Source organism: Streptomyces caniscabiei, assembly GCF_014930365.1.
Classification (GTDB): Bacteria; Actinomycetota; Actinomycetes; order Streptomycetales; family Streptomycetaceae; genus Streptomyces; species Streptomyces caniscabiei.
Window position 1 is genome coordinate 450,451 of sequence record NZ_JABXWI010000003.1, and the last position, 19,360, is coordinate 469,810.

12 protein-coding genes are annotated in these 19,360 nt (G+C 70.3%); 3 read left to right on the forward strand and 9 right to left on the reverse strand.

Annotated features, from left to right (window positions below; genetic code table 11):
• Nucleotides 1-21 precede the first annotated feature (21 nt).
• Both HW837_RS10255 and HW837_RS10260 read right to left on the reverse strand, forming a co-directional pair.
• A complete protein-coding gene (locus HW837_RS10255; RefSeq protein ID WP_234442780.1) occupies nucleotides 22-324 on the reverse strand; it encodes an ATP-binding protein in 303 nt (100 codons plus the stop codon).
• Nucleotides 325-631: 307 nt separating this feature from the next.
• A complete protein-coding gene (locus HW837_RS10260; RefSeq protein WP_078853853.1) occupies nucleotides 632-1,579 on the reverse strand; it encodes an AraC-like ligand-binding domain-containing protein in 948 nt (315 codons plus the stop codon).
• A gap of 669 nt (nucleotides 1,580-2,248) precedes the next feature.
• Here HW837_RS10260 and HW837_RS10265 point away from each other — a divergent pair.
• Both HW837_RS10265 and HW837_RS10270 read left to right on the forward strand, forming a co-directional pair.
• Complete coding sequence (locus tag HW837_RS10265; protein ID WP_193380625.1) at nucleotides 2,249-3,430, forward strand: acyl-CoA dehydrogenase family protein; 1,182 nt, start codon at nucleotides 2,249-2,251, stop codon at nucleotides 3,428-3,430.
• On the forward strand, nucleotides 3,427-3,918 hold the full coding sequence (locus HW837_RS10270) for a flavin reductase family protein (protein WP_045562030.1): 492 nt from the start codon (nucleotides 3,427-3,429) through the stop codon (nucleotides 3,916-3,918). The genes HW837_RS10265 and HW837_RS10270 overlap by 4 nt, the downstream gene beginning before the upstream one ends.
• Before the next feature lie 341 nt (nucleotides 3,919-4,259).
• Here HW837_RS10270 and HW837_RS10275 read toward each other — a convergent pair whose 3' ends face one another.
• The 6 genes from HW837_RS10275 to HW837_RS10300 form a co-directional block, all read right to left on the reverse strand.
• A complete protein-coding gene (locus tag HW837_RS10275; RefSeq protein WP_193380624.1) occupies nucleotides 4,260-7,451 on the reverse strand; it encodes an RICIN domain-containing protein in 3,192 nt (1,063 codons plus the stop codon).
• Nucleotides 7,452-7,534: 83 nt separating this feature from the next.
• Entirely contained in the window at nucleotides 7,535-9,304 is a 1,770-nt protein-coding gene (locus HW837_RS10280) for an amylo-alpha-1,6-glucosidase (protein ID WP_193380623.1), read from the reverse strand.
• Between the two features lie 99 nt (nucleotides 9,305-9,403).
• Nucleotides 9,404-10,246: a carbohydrate ABC transporter permease gene (locus HW837_RS10285; RefSeq protein ID WP_045562033.1), complete on the reverse strand. Its 843-nt coding sequence runs from the start codon at nucleotides 10,244-10,246 to the stop codon at nucleotides 9,404-9,406.
• Nucleotides 10,243-11,226: a carbohydrate ABC transporter permease gene (locus HW837_RS10290; RefSeq protein WP_193380622.1), complete on the reverse strand. Its 984-nt coding sequence runs from the start codon at nucleotides 11,224-11,226 to the stop codon at nucleotides 10,243-10,245. The genes HW837_RS10285 and HW837_RS10290 overlap by 4 nt, the downstream gene beginning before the upstream one ends.
• Before the next feature lie 21 nt (nucleotides 11,227-11,247).
• Nucleotides 11,248-12,495, reverse strand: a complete 1,248-nt coding sequence (locus HW837_RS10295; RefSeq protein WP_045562035.1) for a sugar ABC transporter substrate-binding protein — start codon at nucleotides 12,493-12,495, stop codon at nucleotides 11,248-11,250.
• Between the two features lie 243 nt (nucleotides 12,496-12,738).
• Nucleotides 12,739-13,755 carry a LacI family DNA-binding transcriptional regulator gene (locus HW837_RS10300; protein ID WP_045562036.1) on the reverse strand — a complete coding sequence of 339 codons (1,017 nt, stop codon included), beginning with the start codon at nucleotides 13,753-13,755 and terminating at the stop codon, nucleotides 12,739-12,741.
• 515 nt (nucleotides 13,756-14,270) lie between these two features.
• Between HW837_RS10300 and HW837_RS10305 the strand changes: the two genes are divergently transcribed.
• Nucleotides 14,271-17,924 carry a LamG-like jellyroll fold domain-containing protein gene (locus tag HW837_RS10305; protein WP_193380621.1) on the forward strand — a complete coding sequence of 1,218 codons (3,654 nt, stop codon included), beginning with the start codon at nucleotides 14,271-14,273 and terminating at the stop codon, nucleotides 17,922-17,924.
• Nucleotides 17,925-18,039: 115 nt separating this feature from the next.
• On the opposite strand, the gene HW837_RS10310 is transcribed toward HW837_RS10305, so the two are convergent.
• The gene (locus HW837_RS10310) at nucleotides 18,040-19,179 is read right to left on the reverse strand and encodes an ABC transporter substrate-binding protein (protein WP_193380620.1); all 1,140 of its coding nucleotides are present in this window, start codon (nucleotides 19,177-19,179) and stop codon (nucleotides 18,040-18,042) included.
• Nucleotides 19,180-19,360 lie beyond the last annotated feature (181 nt).

Consider the following 19,360-nt stretch of genomic DNA (forward strand, 5'->3'; position numbering starts at 1 on the left):
TCTTCCACCGCGGTCCCGAGCTCACACGGGAGTTGCGCACACGCACTCCGCCCAGCCCGTCCCGCCCGGACCTCCCGGCCGGAGGTGCCGGCCCCAGCAGGTGGCGAGACCCGCGACCAGCAGCGACCCTCGGCCGCTGGTGTCCTCCGAGCCGGGGCCGGGCAGCACTTCCGGTGCGGGCGGCGCGCGTTCGGTACGGGTGTCGGTGACCTCGATCCCGACCGTGCGGGCGGGTTGGCCCCCGTCCAGGAGCAGTTGGAAGTCCCAGTTGGGCACGTGGCCGTGCTGTACCGCGTTGGCGGTCAGCTCGCCGAGGACCAGCACGATCTCCTCGTGCTGGTCGGTGCCGTACGGAATTCCCCCGGCGACCAGCCGGTTTGCGGCAGTCGGCGGGCGAGGCGGGCGTCCCGTGGGTGGAGGGTGAACCCCATCTCGAGGTGCGGTTGAAGTCGTCGCCCGGGCACGTCGGCCGTGAGGCGCTGATGGGGCTGGGGAGTTGGCTCGGCATACCGGCGACGATGCCTTCGGTCGCGTAGCGTGTACCGTCCCGGGTCTCGGCGGTGGCTGACGCGGAGTACGGCGACCGAGTACCCGTCAGAGGTCGCCGCGCCGCTCCGGAACACCTGCTACGTCAATCACGGGCCGCGCGTGCCTCCCGGGGACTCATGCCGTAGGACGCCTTGAAGGCGTGGCTGAAGTGGGCCGGGTCCGTGAACCCCCAGCGCGCGCCGATGGCGCCGACCGGAAGGTGGTCCAGGGCCGGGTCGGTGAGGTCGCGCCGGCACCGGACGAGGCGGTGTTCCCGGATCCAGCCCGAGATGGTGTGTCCCTGTGCGGCGAGCAACTTGTACAGGTAGCGACGGGAGATGCGGTGGGCTGCCGCGATCCTCTCGGGACTGAGTCCGGGGTCGGCGAGCCGCTGCTCCATGTAGATGAGGATGCGCTGGGTGAGCAGGCCCGGACCGTCGTGTCCTGCCGGGTCCCCGCCGGCGCGCTCCGCGAGCATGGTGCCGATGAGGCCGACCACGTTGCCGGCGAGCCGCGACGTGCCGCGTTCCTCCAGGTGTTCCACCTGCCGTGCCAGCTCGTAGAGAAAGGGGCGCACCACCAGGCCGAGCCCGTCGTGGCACGAGACCGGAGTCGCCGCGACCCGCGCCAGATCGCGTTCCGGCAACTGGAGCATGGGGCGCGGGAACATCACCACGAGGCCGCTGTGGGGCTGGTCGAGGTCGTAGGTGAAGGGATGGCGCGTGTCGTAGATCACCAACTCACCCGGCCCGACCTGGGCTTGGCGGTCCTTCTGGGTGAGTACACCGTGCCCGGTGAGCTGCAGTGTGACCTGGACGAAGTCGGGCGCGTCGGATCCGATGTGCCGACGGGTGCGCGCGACGGTGTGCGGTTCGGCCGTGATGGCCGAGAACTGGACCGGGCCGAGCTGTGCGGACCGCAGGGAGGCACGGAAGTCGGCACACGCGCGCGGCAGAACCTCCAGGGGCACGAGGTTCCGGCTGACGGCTTCCCGCCAGCTCTCCAGTCTTCGGGTGGTGTCGCCGTCCTCCGGCGTCGTCATCCGGGGCATGCGGCTCCCCTCACGGCGGATACTGCCCCCCGAGGAGCCGGGCTCGACCAGCCCCCTCCCTTACCCGGAGCTTAAATCCCCGCGAGCGATCCCGGCCCGCGAGTGTCGGGGATCACACTGCCGCCGTGCCGCCGAGCCGCCGTGATCTGTGCGAACGCCCGGAGGTTGCCGCCGAGAGCACGACCGTCGTCGTCGCCGCACGAGCGGTTCTCAATCAGCCAAATACCCGGGCTCACAAAAGCAAGCGGGACAGGCTGCCTCGCACCGACCATTCAGGGCAGTGAGCAGGAGGCATCGGCGTGGTCCGTGCAGGACGAGCACGACCACACCCGCCCCCGGCCGACCGGAGCGTCACCGCGGTCCCACCCTTCAGGCCGCGGTGATCGCTTTCCGCACACGGCCGTGCCGCCTGCCGAGCCCGCACATCTGGAGGACACGCATGAACGCCACTGAGGAGCCCGCTCCGGCGCGGTCCGTACCCCGCAGCCCGCGCCACGTATGCGCCGGGGTGGCCCCGCGCACGTCCTCCGGCGGCTCCTTCGCGCAGGGCCGGCCCGTCGGCGGGTCGCTGCCAAGGACGCGATTCGAGGGCCGCGGACAGGACGCACGACGCCAACAACCAGTACCCGGCGAGCAGGACACCCGCTCGTCCGAACGAGGAGACGCATCATGACGACATTGCTCGAGACCGCTCCGTCACTGGACCGGGAATCCGACGACAGCCTGCTCGGCCGCGTCCGCGGCCTCCTGCCCGAGATCGCGGCCCGGTCCGCCGAGGCCGAGGCCGCCAGGGCGGTCCCCGCGGAGATCGTCGCCGCGCTGCGCGAGGCCGGGGTGTTCCGGATGGCCCTGCCCAAGGCCTGGGGCGGCGAGCAGATGGACCTGGTGGAGGCCGCTCGTGTGATCCGGGTGATCTCACGGGCCGACGGTTCGGCGGGCTGGACCGTCCAGGCGGCATCGATGGCCTGGTTCTTCGTACGGTCGCTGCCCCAGGAGACACTGGCGAACGAGGTCTTCGGCGACGGCGCCGACCTGATGCTCCGTGGGGCGATCGCCCCGAAGGGGAAGGCGACGCCCGTGGAGGGCGGCTACCGGCTCAGTGGCCGCTGGCCACTGGCCAGTGGTTCCTTCGCCCCGGACTGGATGCTCGCCGGCTTCGTGGTCGAGGGTGCGTCCCCGCGGCCGGACGGCCCCCCGGACATGCGTGTCGCGCTGATCCGTCCCGAGCAGGTCACCTTCCTCGACACCTGGGACGCGGTGGGTCTGCGGGCCACGCAGAGCACCGACTTCACCATGGACGACGTCTTCGTTCCCGAGCGCTTCACCGGCCCGCTGATGGGCGCCAACAACATCCCCGCCCCCTTCTACGACCTGCCGTACTCGCCGACCGGCGCCTCGCACGACGCCGTCATCCTCGGCTGTCTGCAGGGCGCGCTCGACGATCTCGCCGAGCTCGCCGCCACCAAGCGGCCGGCGTTCGATCCGAGGGTGCTCATCGGCGAGGACCCGGTGTTCCAGGAGCGTTTCGCCGAACTGCACGTGCGCACGGCGGCGCTGACGGCTCTGTCGGAGAACACCGGCCGTGTCGTGATGGGCCGGACCCTCGCGGGCGAGCAGCCCACCCCCACCGAGTGGTTCACCTTCACCGGTGGCGTCGAGTACATCCACGACGAGGGCATCCGCATCCTCAACGAGATCATGACGCTGTCGGGCAGCTCCGGGCTCTACAGCTCCAACCCGATGCAGCGTCGCTGGCGCGACGTCCGCTGCGTCTCCCAGCACGTTGCCGGCAACAACGGCTCGATGCGGAAGCTGGGCGCGGTCCTGTCGGGGCAGGAGGGCGTCCGATGAGCCCGCTGGACACGACGATGGATCCCCTTGAGCTGCGCCGGGCCTTCGGCTGCTTCCCCTCCGGGGTCACAGCCCTGTGCGCACTGGGTTCCGGCTCGCCGGTGGGCATGGTCGCCAGCACCTTCACCCCGGTCTCGCTGTCACCCGCCCTGGTCTCGGTCTGCGTACAGGACAGCTCGGCGACGTGGCCCAGGTTGCGCGAGGGGGGCCGCCTGGGCGTGAGCGTGCTCACCGAAGGACAGGACACGGTCTGCCGGTCGCTGGCCGCCAAGGACGGGGACCGGTTCGCGAGCGTCGAGTGGGAGGCCGCCGAGAGCGGCAGCGTGTACATCCACGGGGCCAGCCTCTGGCTGGACTGCTCGGTGTACGCCGAGCTTCCCGGGGGCGACCACACGATCGCCCTGCTCGAGGTCCACGGCCTGCGGGCCGAACACGACAGGGCCCCGCTGGTGTTCCACGGCAGCCGGTTCCGGCAGCTGGCCGCCTGACGGCCGTCAGCCGGCGCGGGAGCACCGGGTCCCCTCACGCTCGTGAAGTCGTGGGCCCGTCCAGCGCATCGAGGCACTGTACGACTCCGGCGCGCAGAGGGCCAGGTGATCACCCGCCGGCTCGCCGAGACCCTGGGCCGATCCCGCGCGGCCGTCAGCGAGACGCCTCCCGGCCGGAGGTGCGCGGCTTCGTCGAGCGCTGCTCCAGCCCTGCCGAGGGCCGCGCCGCCCCGGTCACGTCACACGGGTCTCTTCCGGGACATCCGGGGGATGCGAGTGCCGCCGCACCCCGTCCGAACCGGGTGCGGCGGCACTTCGACTTTCCTGAAACCGTGGTCGGGTCAGTCCTTGCCGGTGAGCCTCCAGATCTGGTTCTTCTTGGTGGTCAGGGTGCTCCCCGTGTCGCACGGCCACTGGTGGACGAGGGCGCCGGGTGCGGTCGAGATGGTGCTGACGTCGACGCACTTGCCGCTGTGGACGGCCACGAGCTGGTAGTCGTGGCTGTTGCCGAGCGCGGTCACCGCCGCCAGTCTGAACCGCTGGTTGTTGCCGCCGTGGCAGGTCCACTGCTGGACGGCGGCGCCGTTGGCCGTCGAGATGCCCGCGACGTCCAGGCACTTGCCGCTGGAGTGGTTGACGACGGTGTAGGTGTCGGTCGAGCCGGAGACACGGTGGAAGTCGAAGACCTGCTCCTGGCCGCTTCCGCAGGTGTTCTGCCGGTACTGGGTGCCGTCCGCGGTGGACTTGGCGGGGTTCTCGAGGCAGAGCCCGCTGTGCTGGGCCACCGCGGTGGAGGAGAAGGCGGCCGGGGCACCGATGTGCAGGCTCGCCGGTGCGAAGGAGACCTGGTCGAGGTGCGGGGCGGAGCTGGAGCGCATGGGCTCTCCGATGTCGCTGCCGCCGCCCGAGTACACCTTGCCGATGGTGGTGCCGTCCCAGTTGTAGAGCTGTGAGGAGGTGAACTTGACCGTGTTGGCACCCTTCTTGAGGGTGACGTGGGCGGTGTAGTCCTGGAACTGGTTCCAGTGCAGGGTGCTCGCGAAGTGGACGCGGGTGGCGTCGCCGCCGTTGACGCTGACGTCGGCGTGCTCGGCGTACAGGTCGGGGTTGTAGTGGTTGGAGGGCAGTTCCTCGGCGTTGGCGTAGCGCATCGTCATGGCGTAGGTGCCGGCCGAGGGCGCGTCGACGTCGAGGGTGAGGGAGTTGGCGGTGCCGTCGGAGATGCCGGTGACGACGCCTCCGTCGGCCTGGCTGTAGCTGGTGGAGACGTCGGCGGTGCCGGTGAGGGTGCCGTCCTCGGCCTGGTAGGTGACCACGTTGCCGGTGGTCACGGCCGAGGTGGCACTGAAGGGGGTGACGGCCAGGTCGTCCAGGGCGAAGGTGCCGCCGGCGCCGGTCACCTTGACCTTGTTGATGCCGGCCTTCAGGTACACCCGGTTGGTGGAGGTGGACCAGGCGTCGGGCGTCGCGCCGGAGAGGGTCTGGTCGTCGGCCGCCCTGCCGTTGACAGTGAGGTCGGCCCGGCCGGTGTTGCGGAAGCGGGCCGTGAGGTCCGCGTATCCGTCACGCGCCGAGTAGACCCAGAACGTCGCCGACTTGCCGGAGGTGAGGTTCACCGCGCCCGCGCCGGACTGACCCTGGGAGGTGTAGGTGGTGCTGCCGTTGTCGGAGAGGGTGGCCTGCTCGGCCTCGTGGAGCGTGGTGCCCTGGACGTCGGCGTCCCGGTACCGGAGGTCGATCTTGTCGATGATGGCGTCACCGTCGGTCTTCGCGTTGTTGTCGCCGGTGGTGGCGAGGGTGATGGTGTGGCTGCCGGCGGTGAGGTGCACGGTGGTGTCGCTGTGGCCCCACACCACCCACTGGAAGCCCACCGGGATGTCGACCCTCTTCGAGGCGCCGCCGTCGACGCGCAGATACACGTCGGTCGGGCCCTTGACCTCGGCGTCCTTGGCGTAGCTGCTGCCGAACACCGACACGTCGTAGTCGCCGGTGGTGGGGACGGAGACGGGGAAGGAGATCACCGTGGTGGAGCCGGTGCGCAGACCGCCGACGTCCTTCGTACCCGAGGCGGGGAACTTGCTGACGTTGCCGGTCGTGCCCTCGGTGTTGATGTTGTAGCCACTGCCGCTGAGCGTGGCGTTCTCGGCCTCGTACGTGCCCGTCCAGGTGCTGTCGGAGGGGGTGGCGCTGCCGGTGCCGCCCGGGGAGACGATCACCTGGTACGCGGACATCGCGTCGAGGGTGAGGGGGACGGTGATCGAACCGTCGGAGCCCACGGCGACGTCGGCGTCGGAGAGCCGGGTCGGGGTGGCCGCCGCGCCGAGGTAGCCGCTGTAGCGGTCCTGGAAGACACTGACGTGCACGGTGTTGCCGAAGACCGCCGGGTCGATGTTCTTGATGACCGTGTCGGAGGCGCCGCTGGTGCCTCCTCCGGCGAGGATGACGCGGGCCTGCTTCTTGCCCGTGTCCAGGCTCGCCAGGCCCTGCAGGGTGTACGCGGCGTTGTTCCCGGAGCTGGTGACCTTGACGGTGTTGCCGCTCATGGAGCTGTACCAGTTGTAGAGCCACCACTGGGCGTTGGGGGTGTTCTGGGCCGCGGCGGAGTCACCGAGGTTGCCGTTGATGTTCCAGTACGGCAGGTTGCCGTCGATCTTCTTGTCCTCGATGGCCGAGATCCACTGCACCATCTGACCGGGGTCGGTCAGATGGTAGCGGTGGGCGTACTCGTTGAGGTTGACGGTGATCGGCGAGGTGATGCCGGCGGCGGTCTCCACCGAGCGGTAGGAGTCGACGGTGCTGCGGACGTCCGCCGGGCTCCCCAGGGTGTGCCAGGTGACCACGTCGGGCAGGCAGTTGTTGGTCTTGCAGTAGTTCAGGAAGCCGCTGAGGGAGGAGGAGGTGTAGCTGGAGGTGTTGGGCCCCGCCAGCCGCGCCTCGGGCCAGATGCCCTTGATGAAGTTGTACGTCTGACGCCACTCCGCGTTGAAGTTGTTCAGCGCGGTGGAGTTGGTGCGCATGCCGCTGAACCAGTTCAGGTCCGGCTCGTTGTAGGGGACGAAGACGATGTGGTCGGCGTGGGGGCTGGCCTTCGCCTGCTCCACCTGGGTTCTCATCGTCTCCTGGTAGGCCGCGTAGCTCGTGCGCTCGTAGTTGGCCCGGTAGACGTCCGTCATGTAGATGAAGACGTCCCCGCCGCCGCTGTCCACGAACGGATCGGCGATCTCCAGGGCGTCAGAGCCGGGGTGCTGCTGTCCGTCCTGGTACTTGGTGTTGGTGGTCTGCACCCCCATCCCCTCGATGAGGTTGTTGGTCGGCACGTCCGGGCCGTACAGGCCGTACAGCACCCCGGAGGCGCCACCGCGGAAGGCTCCGGTGGTGGTGCCCAGGTCGACGGTGAGGGTGGGGTCCGCAGCGGCGGCCGGCGCCGCGACCGCGGTGGTGAGGCCGGCCAGGACGGTCAGCGGAAGCAGTGTCCGGGTGATGCCGTGAAGAAGCCGTCTCGAGGCCGAGCGGCTCTGCCCGAGTCTTCGCATGTGCTCACGTTCCTTCAGGATGGGGCTTGTATGTGCTGCGCCGGCCCCCGTGCCGGACGTGTGGGTGGGTGCCTGCCGCGGCGCTAGCTCGCGGGTCGGACGGCGGTGTCGCCGGTCGCGGCCTCCGCGCGCAGGTGGTGGCCATGGGCGAGGAGGAGGTAGCTGCTCGCGGTCCAGGTGTAGGCGCGGTCGCGCAGGCCGGTGCCGGTGAGGGCGTCGAAGTTCTCGGCGAAGCCGTGGGTCTCGCACAGGGCGCGGAAGCGGGCGCTGATGTCGTCCGCGAGGCGTTCGTGGCCGGCGCGGCGCAGGCCGTCCTCGACGAGGACGGTGGCGGGGGCCCAGATCGGGCCGCGCCAGTAGCCGTCGGCGAGGTAGTGCGGGGACGTGGGCAGTTCGGTGGCGAGGCCGTACGGGGTCAGATGGGCCTTGATGTGGTCGGCGAGGGTGCCGGCGACCTTGGCGGGCAGGTGCTCGCCCAGCGCGATGGGCATCAGGTCGAGGAGGCCGGCGCTGCTCCAGGTGTCCCCGGTGCGGGCCGAGCGGGCGACGAACCTTTCCCCGGTCCAGAGCTGGTCGAGCAGCTCGGTCCGGATCTCCTCGGCCGTCCGCGTCCACCGTTCGGCCTCGTCCTCCTTGCTCAACTCCTTCGCCAGGGAGGCTAGTTCGTGGAGTTGGAGGACGAGGAAGGCGGCAAGGTCGGCGGTGACGACCACCCGCTCGGGGTCGAAGGTGGTGGCGTTGTCCCAGCCGCTGTCGTTGCCGTGCTGATAGTGGGGCAGGTCGGCACCGGGGACACGCCGGGCGGTGAGCCAGAAGTCGGTCCAGCGCTCCAGACGCTCGTACGCCAGGGCGAGTTCGGTCCGGTCAGGAGGTGTCGGCAGGGTGCGGCGCAGATGGCCGAAGGCCCAGCCGTGGATAGGTGGCTTGACGAAGTTGTGGAGGACCTCGGAGTGGGTGACCGAGTCCGGCAGCGCGCCGCTCTCGTCCTGGTGGTCGAAGGGCAGGTGGAACTGGTCCAGGGCCAGTTCGGGGCGCCCGGGCGCGAGGGCGAGGGCGTTGAAGCAGTGGTCCCAGCTCCAGACCTTGTCCATCCAGTGCTTGGACATCAGCACGCCCGGCCGGGTGACCAGCCCCTTCGCGGCGACGGTCGCCGACCAGACGACGTAGGCGGCGAGTTCCGCGGCCGGGGTGTCATCCGAACGCCAGGGAGCCACGGCGTCGACGAAATCCGCGAAGGCGGCGCGGGCGGCGGCCACGACGGCGTCGAAGGGCGCCGAGGACACGTACGGGGGGCGGGCGGTGTCGAACTCCTCGATCGCGATCTCCCAGTCGCCGTCCCCCCGCGCGGACACGGTGACACCTCGGTCGGCGCCGCCCAGGGCCTGGTCACCGACCGCGTCCGCGAGGACGCCGGACAGCAGGGTGACGCGGTAGCGGCGGCCGGTCTCGTACGAGGTGAAGACGTGCGCGTTCGCCGCCGGGTCGTGGAAGAAGTACGTGCCGCTGAACGGGGTCAGGGTGCGCGCGGCGGCGAGAACGCCGAAGTCAGGACCGCTGCCCCGCAGGCGTACGGTGTCCGGTGCCTCGTAGGCGAGCTCGACGCGGCCCTTCCCGTCGGTCCAGGTGAGCAGGCCCGGTGTCGCCTCGACGCGGGTCTCGGCCCGCTCGCCCGTCGCCGGGTCCAGGGGGACCAGACGCAGCACGCCGTGCATGCCGTTCTGGTGCGAGACGAGGTGGAGGTCCTCGGCGTAGGTCTTCTCCGCCACCACGGGGGAGATGTCGAACCAGGATCCGTACGCGCTGAACGGGATGTCGTGGACGGAGAAGGCCGGGCCGGATCGGGCGGCGGTCATGTGGCGTGACTCGTTTCTGGAGCAGGGGGTGCCGACCGGCCGGCGCGGGAGGGCGCCGGTCGTCGTGGCGGGTCGGGGGGCTCAGTCCTTGACGGTGGCTCAGTCCTTGACGGCGCCGGTGGTGACACCGGCCGCCACATAACGCTGGGCGAGGACGAGGATGACCGCGGCAGGCAGTGACGCCACGACGGCGGTGGCCATGATGGCGTTCCACTCCTGGTTGTTGTTGCCGATGTAGTGGTAGATGCCGAGGGTGATCGGTTCGTGGACGCCGCCGTTGACCAGTGTGTTGGCGAAGACGAAGTCGGACCAGGACCACAGGAACGCGAACAGCGAGACCGTGACGACGGCGTTGCGGCTCATCGGCAGGACGATCGACCAGAAGGTGCGCAGGGCCCGTGCCCCGTCCATCTGCGCGGCCTGGAGCAGTTCGCCGGGGATGCCGGACATGAACGCGGTGAAGATGAGCACCGCGAAGGGGACCGCCAGGGTGGAGTCGGCGACGATCAGGCCGGGCACGGACTGGAGCAGGCCGAGCTGGAGGTAGATGGCGTAGAAGCCCATCGCCATGATGATGCCGGGGATCATCTGGGCGGCCAGCAGGACGAAGCTCAGCAGGCCGCCGCCGCGTGGGCGCAGCTTGGCCAGGGCGTATCCGGCGGGCGCGGCCAGGGCCACGGTGAGGGCGACGGTGCCGAGGGCGACGACGAGGCTGGTGCCGAGGTAGGGCAGTTGCTCGTCGAGCACGGTGCGGTAGCCGGCCAGGGTGCCGTGGGTCGGGAACAGGTCCGGCGGGCTCTTGCGCATGTCCTGGTCGCGGGTGAAGGAGACGTTGACCATCCAGTAGACCGGGAAGAGCATGACCCCGGTGAGCAGCAGGCCGAGGGCCGTCTTTCCCGCGCTGCCGCGGCGCCGCCTCGGGGCCGCCTGGGCGATCGTCATGACAGTGCCTGCTTTCGCTGGACCCGGACATACACCAGGCCGAAGACCAGGGCGGCGACCACGAGCAGGTTGCCGACGGCCGCGCCGGGGCCGAAGGCGGGCAGGAGGTTGCCGAAACCGAGTTGGTAGGACCAGGTGGCGAAGGTGGTGGACGAGTCCGCCGGGCCGCCCTTGGTCATGATCCAGATGATGTCGAAGACCTTGAGGGTGTAGACGAGGCCCAGCAGCAGGGTGATGGCGGAGACCGGGCGCAGCAGAGGGAAGGTGATGCGCCAGAACCGCTGCCAGGCGTTCGCCCCGTCGAGGGCCGCGGCCTCGTACAGCGATCCGGGGACGGACTGCAGACCGCTGTAGAGCACCACCAGGTTGAACGGAACGCCGATCCAGATGTTCGCGATGATCACCGAGGGCAGTGACCAGTCCGGTGAGGTCAGCCAGTTCACCGGGCCGATGCCGACGGCGTGCAGGGCGGTGTTGACGATGCCGGAGTCGCTGTTGAACATCCACGACCAGGTGGAGGCGGACACGATCAGCGGCAGCAGCCAGGGCACCAGGAACAGGGCCCGCAGGGTGGTGGAGAGCCGGAAGTGCTGGTTGAAGAAGACCGCGAGCGCCAGGCCGATGGCGTACTGGAAGACCAGGCACACGGCGGTGAAGACGACGGTGTGCAGCAGGGCGGGCGCGAAGGTCGGGTCGTCGAAGACCTTCTGGTAGTTCGCCAGGCCGGTGAAGGGCGCGTTGCCGTCGACGAAGGAGCGGACGGTGTAGTCGCGCAGGCTCAGGTCGAGGTTGCGGTAGAGGGGATAGGCGTAGAAGAGGGCGAGGTAGAGGGTGACCGGGGCGAGGAAGGCCCAGGCGGCCCACTGCGAGGAGGACGGACGGCGCCTCTCTCGCGCGCGGGCCCGTGGCGGGGCGGCGGTGGCCGCCCCGCTCAGGTCGTGCGCGGACCGGCGGTCCGAGAGCTGTTTCGTGTCGTTCATCGTCGGCCCGCGAATCCTTGGTTACTTGACGGCCGACTGGGCCTTGGACAGCGCGTCCTTCGGCGACTCGGCGCCGCTGAGCGCGGACTGGACGGCCTTCCACATCTGCTCGGAGATCTTGGGGTACTTGGTGCCCAGGTCGTCGCTGGTACGGCCCTTGGCCGCCTTGACCGCCTCGACCCACGGCTTCAGGCCGGCGTTCGCCGCGACCTGCTTGTCCTGGACTTCGGTGGTGGGAGCGACGTAGGACAGGGTGGTGTCGGTGTCGTAGAGGTTGTCGGTGCTGGTGAGGCAGGTGACCAGCTTCTGCGAGGTGGCGTAGCGGGCGGCGTCCTTCTGGACCGGGACCGTCACGAACTCGCCGCCGGTCGGGGCCGCCGCGTTGCCGCCCTTGGCGGCCGGGACGGGTATCACGCCGTAGTCGAAGCCGGCCTTCTCGGCGTTGGCGAGCTGCCAGGTGCCGTTCTCGCTGAACGCGTAGTCGCCGGTGGCGAACTCCTGCCAGCTGGTGGTCTGGGTGTTGTTGATGACCGAGTTGGGGGCGTAGCCCTTGTCGAGCCAGCCCTTCCAGAGGGACAGCGCGGAGGCCGCCTCGGCGGAGTCGAGTGCGGTGAGCTGTGCGCCCGAGCCCCAGAACCAGGGCAGGAACTGGAAGCTGCCCTCCTCCGTGCCGATCGCCGAGAAGGTGATCCCCTTCTTGCCGGCCTTCTTGACCTTCGCCAGCGCCGCCGTGAGCGACTTCCAGTCCTTGACCGAGGCGATGTCGACGCCCGCCTTCTTCAGCACCTCCTTGTTGTAGTAGAGGGCGAGGGTGTTGGCGCCGATCGGCATGCCGTAGGTCTTGCCACCGGACTGGCCGGCCGCGAGCAGGTTGGGGTCCACCGCTGAGGTGTCGAGCTTGTTGTCGTCGGTCGTGGTGAGCACGCCGGCCTCGGCCAGGGTCGAGACCACCGGGTTGTCGACGATGAGGACGTCCGGGGAGTTGCCCTGCTGGGCCGCCAGCAGGGTCTTGTTGGGCAGGTCGCTGGTGTCGAAGCCGGTCCGCTTGATCTTCACGCCCGCGTCGGTGCCGCACTTGTCCAGCAGCTTCGTCCAGGCCGAGCCCTTGGCGAACTGCGGGTACGGGTCCCAGACGGTGTACGTGCCGCTGTCCGCGTCCTTGGCGCCGGTGCTGCCCGAGCCGGAGGAGCAGGCGGTGGCGCTGACGGCCACAGCCAGGGCCGTCAGAGCCGCGGCGGTCAGACGGCGCTGTCTGGAGGTGCTGTGCATGGCGGGTTCCTTAGTTTCTGGCATGGGTGTGCCGTGAGAGGGAGGGATGACGGGGGGAACCGGGGTACGCCGAACGGCGGCGGTGGGGCCGGTGGGGCCTTCGGTGCGTCAGGAGGTTGACGCCCTGGGCCGGTCAGGAGGTGCAGGCCTTCGGCAGGTCAGGAGGCCGGCGTGGCGGGAGGTCGGGGCCTGCGGCAGGCGGGAGGACAGAGCCTGTGGCGGGCGGGAGGTCGGGTTTCGGGTTCAGGTGAGGCCGAGGGCGGGGCCGGTGCTGGCGCGCAGGGAGATCGGCGGTACGAGCAGGTGGTTCCGGGGCGTCGCGTCGGGTGCGTCCAGCCGTTCGACGAGGAGGTCGACGGCGAGACGGCCCATCTCCTCCGCCGGTACGTCCGCCGCGGTGAGCTGCGGGGTCACCGTCTCCGCCCACCGGCCGGCCACCACCCCGGTGACGGAGAAGTCGCGTGGCACATGGCGGCCGGCGCGGGCCAGCCCCCGGTAGAGGCCGCCCAGTGCCGCCTCGTTCAGCGTGACCAGGCCCGTGGTCGCCGGGTCGTCCCGGAGGATCCGCTCCAGGCACGCCTGCCCGGAGCCGGCGTCGTCCCCGCAGGTGTACGACCGGACGGTCAGGCCCCGCTCGGCCGCGGCCTTGGTGAAGCCCTCCAGCCCCCGGTGCGCGGACTCGTACCCGGCCCGCAGGAGCTGCTCGGGCCGGTTGACGAAGGCGACCCTGCGGTGGCCGAGGTCCGCGAGGTGGTGGACGCACGCCGCCGCCAGCGCCGTGTGGTCCAGGCCCACCCACCAGCCGCCCTCCGGCCGGGCGGTACGGCCGATGGCGACGGAGGGGAAGTCCAGTTCGGCCAGGTGATCGACCCGGTCGTCCTGCAGCCTGATCTCCATCAGGATCGCGCCGTCCACCCGCCGCTCCCCCAGCAGGCGCTGGAAGGAACGGTCGCTGTCGACGCCGCTGGGCGACAGCAGCACGTCGTAGTCGTGGGCCGCGGCGGCCTCGACCACGCTGCCGATGAAATCCAGCTGCATGCCCGTGTAGTGGTTGCCGGCCGGCGGGAAGACCAGGCCGATCGTGTTGGTCCGCCCGTTGGCCAGAGCGCGGGCGCTGGCGTTGGGCCGGTAGTCCAGCTCGTCGATGACCTGCTGGATCTTCCGGCGGGTGTCGTCCGACACGGGGCGTTTGCCGCTCAGCGCGTAGGACACGGTGCTCCGCGAGACACCGGCTCGCCGGGCGATCTCACCGATGTTCACGGAGGACTCCTTGCTCGAACCGGTTCGACGCTCCACGGTAGCGGAGCTGCCGAGCCGCGTGGGCCGGGTTTTGAGGAGGGACGAGGAGGATTCGCTGCCCGGTCGTCGAACCGGTTCGCGTGAAGTGAAGGTAGGAACAAGACGGACGGCTGTCAACACCTCAAACGGCACTTCTCGTCACAGCGCGGCAATCTGGACGTTTCACGGCCTTCACCGGCCCCGCTCGCGTCCGGGGTATTGCTGCCTGTTTTCTCCGGTGCTAGCTTCCTGCGAACCGGTTCGACGAAGTGATCCTTCCGGCGGCCGGGACCCGATTCCGCGCAACTCCTGGTCCGCGGAGCCCCGTCACGGCCGCACGGATCAACCGCCCCCGGCCCTCGGAGCACGGCCGATCGAACCGATTCCGCATCGCCGCCCCCTCGGACCCGCCTCATCGATCTCGGCACACGGACGCACGGCCGGGCCCCGGGTGGGTCGACCGGGACCCGTTACTCACAGGATCGAGGACGCACTCCATGTCATCCGCTGACAGATCTGCCCGGCGCCGGGCCCCGGCCGCCGTGGCGCTGGCCCTCGGCGCGGGCGTGCTGGTCGCCCCGGCCGTTCCCGCGCAGGCGGCCGACGCGCCCGAGCCCACGGCCCGCTACACCTTCGACGAGGACGACCTCGCGTCCGGGGAGATCACGGACGTCTCCGGCAACGGTCTGACGGCGAGCCTGGTCAACGGCTCCACCGCGCGGTCCGTCGAGGGCACGGGCGGCGGCAGGGCGCTCGCCCTGCCCGGCGGAGCGCCCACCTCCGACGGCGCGTACGTGCGTCTGCCCCGGGCGGTGGTCGGCGACGCGACCGACCTGACGGTGTCCGCCCGCCTGAAGTGGGACGGCGACAAGTCGTCCTGGCAGCGGATCTTCGACCTGGGCACCGACACGTCGAAGTACCTCTTCACCACCCCGTCCAACAACGGCGGGGTGCTGCGCACCGCCGTGACCACCGGCGGCGGGGGCGCGGAGGCGCAGGTCTCCGGGTACGCGGCGCTCCCCGCCGACGCCTGGCGGACGGTCACGGTCACCCTCGACACCGCCGCCGGACGGGTCACCACCTACCTCGACGGCGTGGCCGTCTCCTCCGCGAAGACCGGGGTCAAGGCCAGGGAGCTGCTGGACGCCTCGGCCTCCGCGGCCGGATACATCGGCAAGTCCTTCTGGCCGGACCCGCTGCTGAAGGGCGCGATCGACGACTTCACGGTGTGGCACTCGGCGCTGAGCGCCGAGCAGGTGGCGCGGGTGGCCGGCGACGTCCCCACCCTCCGGGCGCTGTCGCGGACGTCCTTCGAGGTACGCACCACCACGGGGACCGCCCCGTCCCTGCCCACGGCGGTCCGCTCCTCCTGGTCCGACGACTACGACCGTGACACGCCGATCGTGTGGGACGCGGTGCCGGAGGAGAAGTACGCCGGCCCCGGCACGTTCACGGTGGCCGGGCGCGCGGCCGGACAGGACGTGAAGGCGACCGTCACCGTGGTGCGGGAGGGCCAGCTCACCGTCGACCTCGCCTCGGACACCGGCGCGTTCCACGGCGGCGCCTCCGGCACCCTCTACGGCGTGTACGGGCCGGACGTGCCCACCAACAACCTCATCGAGGGCATGGGGCTGCGCACGGTCTCCACCAAGGCGCAGGACGGTCCGCAGCACCCGGGGGCCGACGCCCTGGAGGTGGTGAAGCCGCTGGCGGACTCCACCGACGGTGACGTGTACATCTACATGACCGACATCCACCGCGGCTTCCCGTACCAGTGGCCGGGTGACACCCCTGCGGAGAAGCTCAAGCTCTACGAGGAGAAGATCGCCGACCAGGTCGACCAGGTCCTGAAGCTGCCGAAGGAGTACCAGGACAACATCGTCTTCGTGCCGTACAACGAGCCCGAGGGCAACATGTTCGGCACCGGCGAGTGGAGCTACGACAAGGTCAGCTGGCTCGACGACCCCGACGACTTCTTCGCCGCCTGGGACTCGGCGTACCGGCTGATCAAGAAGAAGATGCCGGACGCCCGGATCGCCGGCCCCAACACCAGTGTCCTGTACGACCAGGTGAAGGGCTTCCTCTCACACACCCTGGCCTCGGGCACGCTCCCCGAGGTGATCACCTGGCACGAGCTGAGCCACCCCGAGGCGGTGCGCGACAGCGTCGCCAAGTACCGGGGCTGGGAGAAGGACCTGTTCGCGGGCACCTCGCGCGAGGGCACCGAACTGCCCATCAACATCAACGAGTACGCCTTCAACTACCACACCTCGGTCCCCGGCCAGATGATCCAGTGGGTGTCGGCGATCGAGGAGTCCAAGGTGGACGCCGACATCGCGTACTGGAACATCGACGGCAACCTCTCCGACTCCGCCGTGCAGTCGAACCGCGGCAACGGCCAGTGGTGGCTGCTCAACGCGTACGCCTCGATGAGCGGGCACACGGTGACGGTGGACCCGCCGTTCCCGGGCGAGAACTACACCATGCAGGGCGTCGGCACGCTCGACGAGAAGAAGAAGCAGGCCCGGCTGGTCTTCGGCGGCTCCACCGGCAAGGGACACATCACCTTCGCCGGCGTCCCGAAGAAGATCTTCGGCAAGACCGTCCACGCCTGGGTCCGCGAGATCGAGTGGAGCGGACAACTCGGCGACAGCGCCGGCCCGAAACTGCTCACGGAGACGAACCTGAAGGTCTCCGACGACGGGACGGTCTCCGTCGACTTCGGCGACGGTACCCTGCCGACGCTGAAGGAGTCCTCGGCGTACGAGATCGTGCTCAGCCCCGCCGGGAAGGCCAGGGCCACGCAGGACGCGCCCGCGCGCTGGCAGCAGTCGTACGAGGCGGAGGACGCCGCCCACACCGGGTCCGGCTACTCGAAGAACGGGCCCGAGGGCTCCCCGCGTGACGTGTCGAAGTTCTACACCTCCGGCGGCTACAACGTCGGTGGCCTGCGCACCGGTTCGGACATGACGCTCGACTTCACCGTGGACGTGCCCGAGGACGGCACCTACGACCTGAGCGTCTTCGCCAACTCCCTCAACACCTTCGACAAGGTGAAGGAGCAGGGTCCCACCAACGTCTTCCTCCGCGTCGACGGCAAGGCGGACAGCGAGCGGGAGCTGTATCTCCCGCTGGGCTACAAGTGGGTGGTCTGGGACCACACCGACACCACGGTGAAGCTGACCAAGGGCAGGCACACCCTGACGCTCGCCGCGAGGAGCGCCGACGGCAAGCGGGTCACCCAGGGTGACGCCATCGTCGACCGCCTCACCCTCACCCTGCCGGACGCCTCCGCCCGCACCCGGGTGTACGAGGGCGAACTCGCCTGGCTGGGCGGCGGGGCACGGCCCGTCTACGACCTGCCGAAGCGGGCGGCCACCGGCTCGGGCGCGGCCCGGCTCCCGAAGAAGGGGACCGCCACGTTCTGGGTCTACTCCCCCGCCGACCGCGAGGCCACCCTGGAGGTCGACACCCTGAAGGGCTCGGGCGCCCGTCTCTCCGTCAACGGCCAGGACGTCCTGCGGCTGGACAAGGGCGGGAGCAGTGTCGCGGTCTCCCTCTCCGGGGGCGTCAACAAGGTGACGGTGACCGGGGGTTCGTCCACCACCCTCGTCGACCGCCTCACGGTCACCCCGACCGAGGGCGTACTCCCGACGCGCACGTACGAGGGGAAGGACGCCGAACTCTCGGGCTCGGCCGCGCTCAGCCCCCTCTCCCTGGCCACGGGCGGCACCGCGATCACCGGGATCGGCGGCGCACCGGGCAACGGCAACACCGCGACGTTCACCGTCACCGCGGACCGGGCGGGCACCCACGCGCTGCGCATCCGCTACTCCAACCCCGAGCAGTCGCCGGCCACGCACTACAACCCGGACCCGCTCGCCCGCCACGCCGACCTGACCGTCAACGGCGGCGGGACACGGCGGGTCACCTTCCCGCACACCTTCCACCAGAACAACTTCTGGGAACTGACCGTCCCCGTCCGGCTGAAGAAGGGGCAGAACACCCTCACCTTCCGCTCCGAGGAACTCCCGAACTTCGACGGCACGACCTACGCCTCGGACACCTTCCCCGGCGTGCTGCTCCGCTCCCGCTTCGCCCCGCTGATCGACCGGATCACGGTCGCGCCGTACGCGAAGGAGGTGCGCTGAGCCGAGCGGGCGCCCGGATCCGTGCGAACGGATCCGGGCGCTTCGCCGTCCGATGCTTCGCCGTCCAGCCCTTCACCGTCGGGTGGTTCCCCCGGCCGAGCGGGCGGCGGGCGGGTCAGGCGCCGGGGTGCAGCCCGGGCCAGCCCGGCGTCGGGTCGCCCTTGACCTCGCCGAAGTAGAGGGCGAACGTCTGCTTCCACCGCTCGACGGCGGCGCGGTCCTCCATGAAGCGGGGGAAGCCGTCCACGTTGGCCTCGGGGTACTCCCAGATCGGCTTCAGCCCGGCGGGCGGGGCCACGTCCGTGCGTACCGACCAGGCGTTGGAGGTCTGGCGCTCGGTGGAGATCTGCCAGCTCAGGAACAGCTTGGCCGCCGTCGGGTGGGCGGCCTGCCTGAGGATCGCGATGCGCTGGCCCCACGCCATGAACGGGTGCCCTTCGGGCCGCCCCATGCGGATCGGGCCGGTGCTGGTCGGGCTGGCGCCCGTACCGACCCCCACGACCGCCCGCTTCTCGTTGATCGCGGTGCTGGGCGAGAACGAGCCCCGGGCGAACTGCGGCTGCTGGGCGGCGAGTGCGGCCACCCAGTCCCAGCCGTAGGTCTGCGCGTAGAGGGCGTAGAGGTAGAGCACCGCGTCGTCGTCGTGCGGGTAGGAGGAGGCGACCGCGTTCTTCCAGCGCGGGTCGACAAGGTCCAGCGGGGATTGCGGCGCGTTCGCGCCGGCCGCCGCCACGTCGTACACGTAGCTGAAGGCGATGACCGCGCCGGCGACCCAGGCGCCGTCGGGGTCCCGGAACTTCTTGTACAGCTTGCCGAACCCGGCGGGCTTGTAGCGCAGCAGCCGTCCCTCGCGCTTCCAGCGGGTGAAGTCGTGCAGGGTCTGGAGCTGTACGACGTCGGGAACCAGGGTGTCGGTGGCCAACTGGTTGTCCACACGGACGTCGTGGTACTTGCTGTAGTCGACGATCAGCTTCAGGTCGATCTCGGGGAACCGCTGGCGGAAGGCGGCCCGGGCGCCTGCACCACTGCCCGAGTCGGCGAGGTCGCCGCCCGCGTAGACGACGAGCTTGCCGCCCTCGGCTATCGCGTCCCGGTACAGCTCGTCGAGGGTCCTGGTGTCCTCGGCCACGGAACCGCGCGACGACTCGGCGGGGGCGGCCGAGGCCGGCGACGCGGTGGCGCCGAGCGTGCCGAGACCGAGCGCGGTGCCCGCTCCGGTCACCAGCAGACGTCGACGGCTGGGAAGGCTGGTCACGAGGGTGCCCTTTCTCTGTGGGGGTAGGGGCTCGATGAACGCGGGCCGGAGGGACACGGGGGCCTGCCTGAGCGGCCGGAACATCTGACGGAACAGTATCTGCTTCATCAGATGAATCGGCCGACGACAGCCATGCGACAGCGACGTGACAGCCGTGCGACAGGTGGTGCCCCTGTGCCTG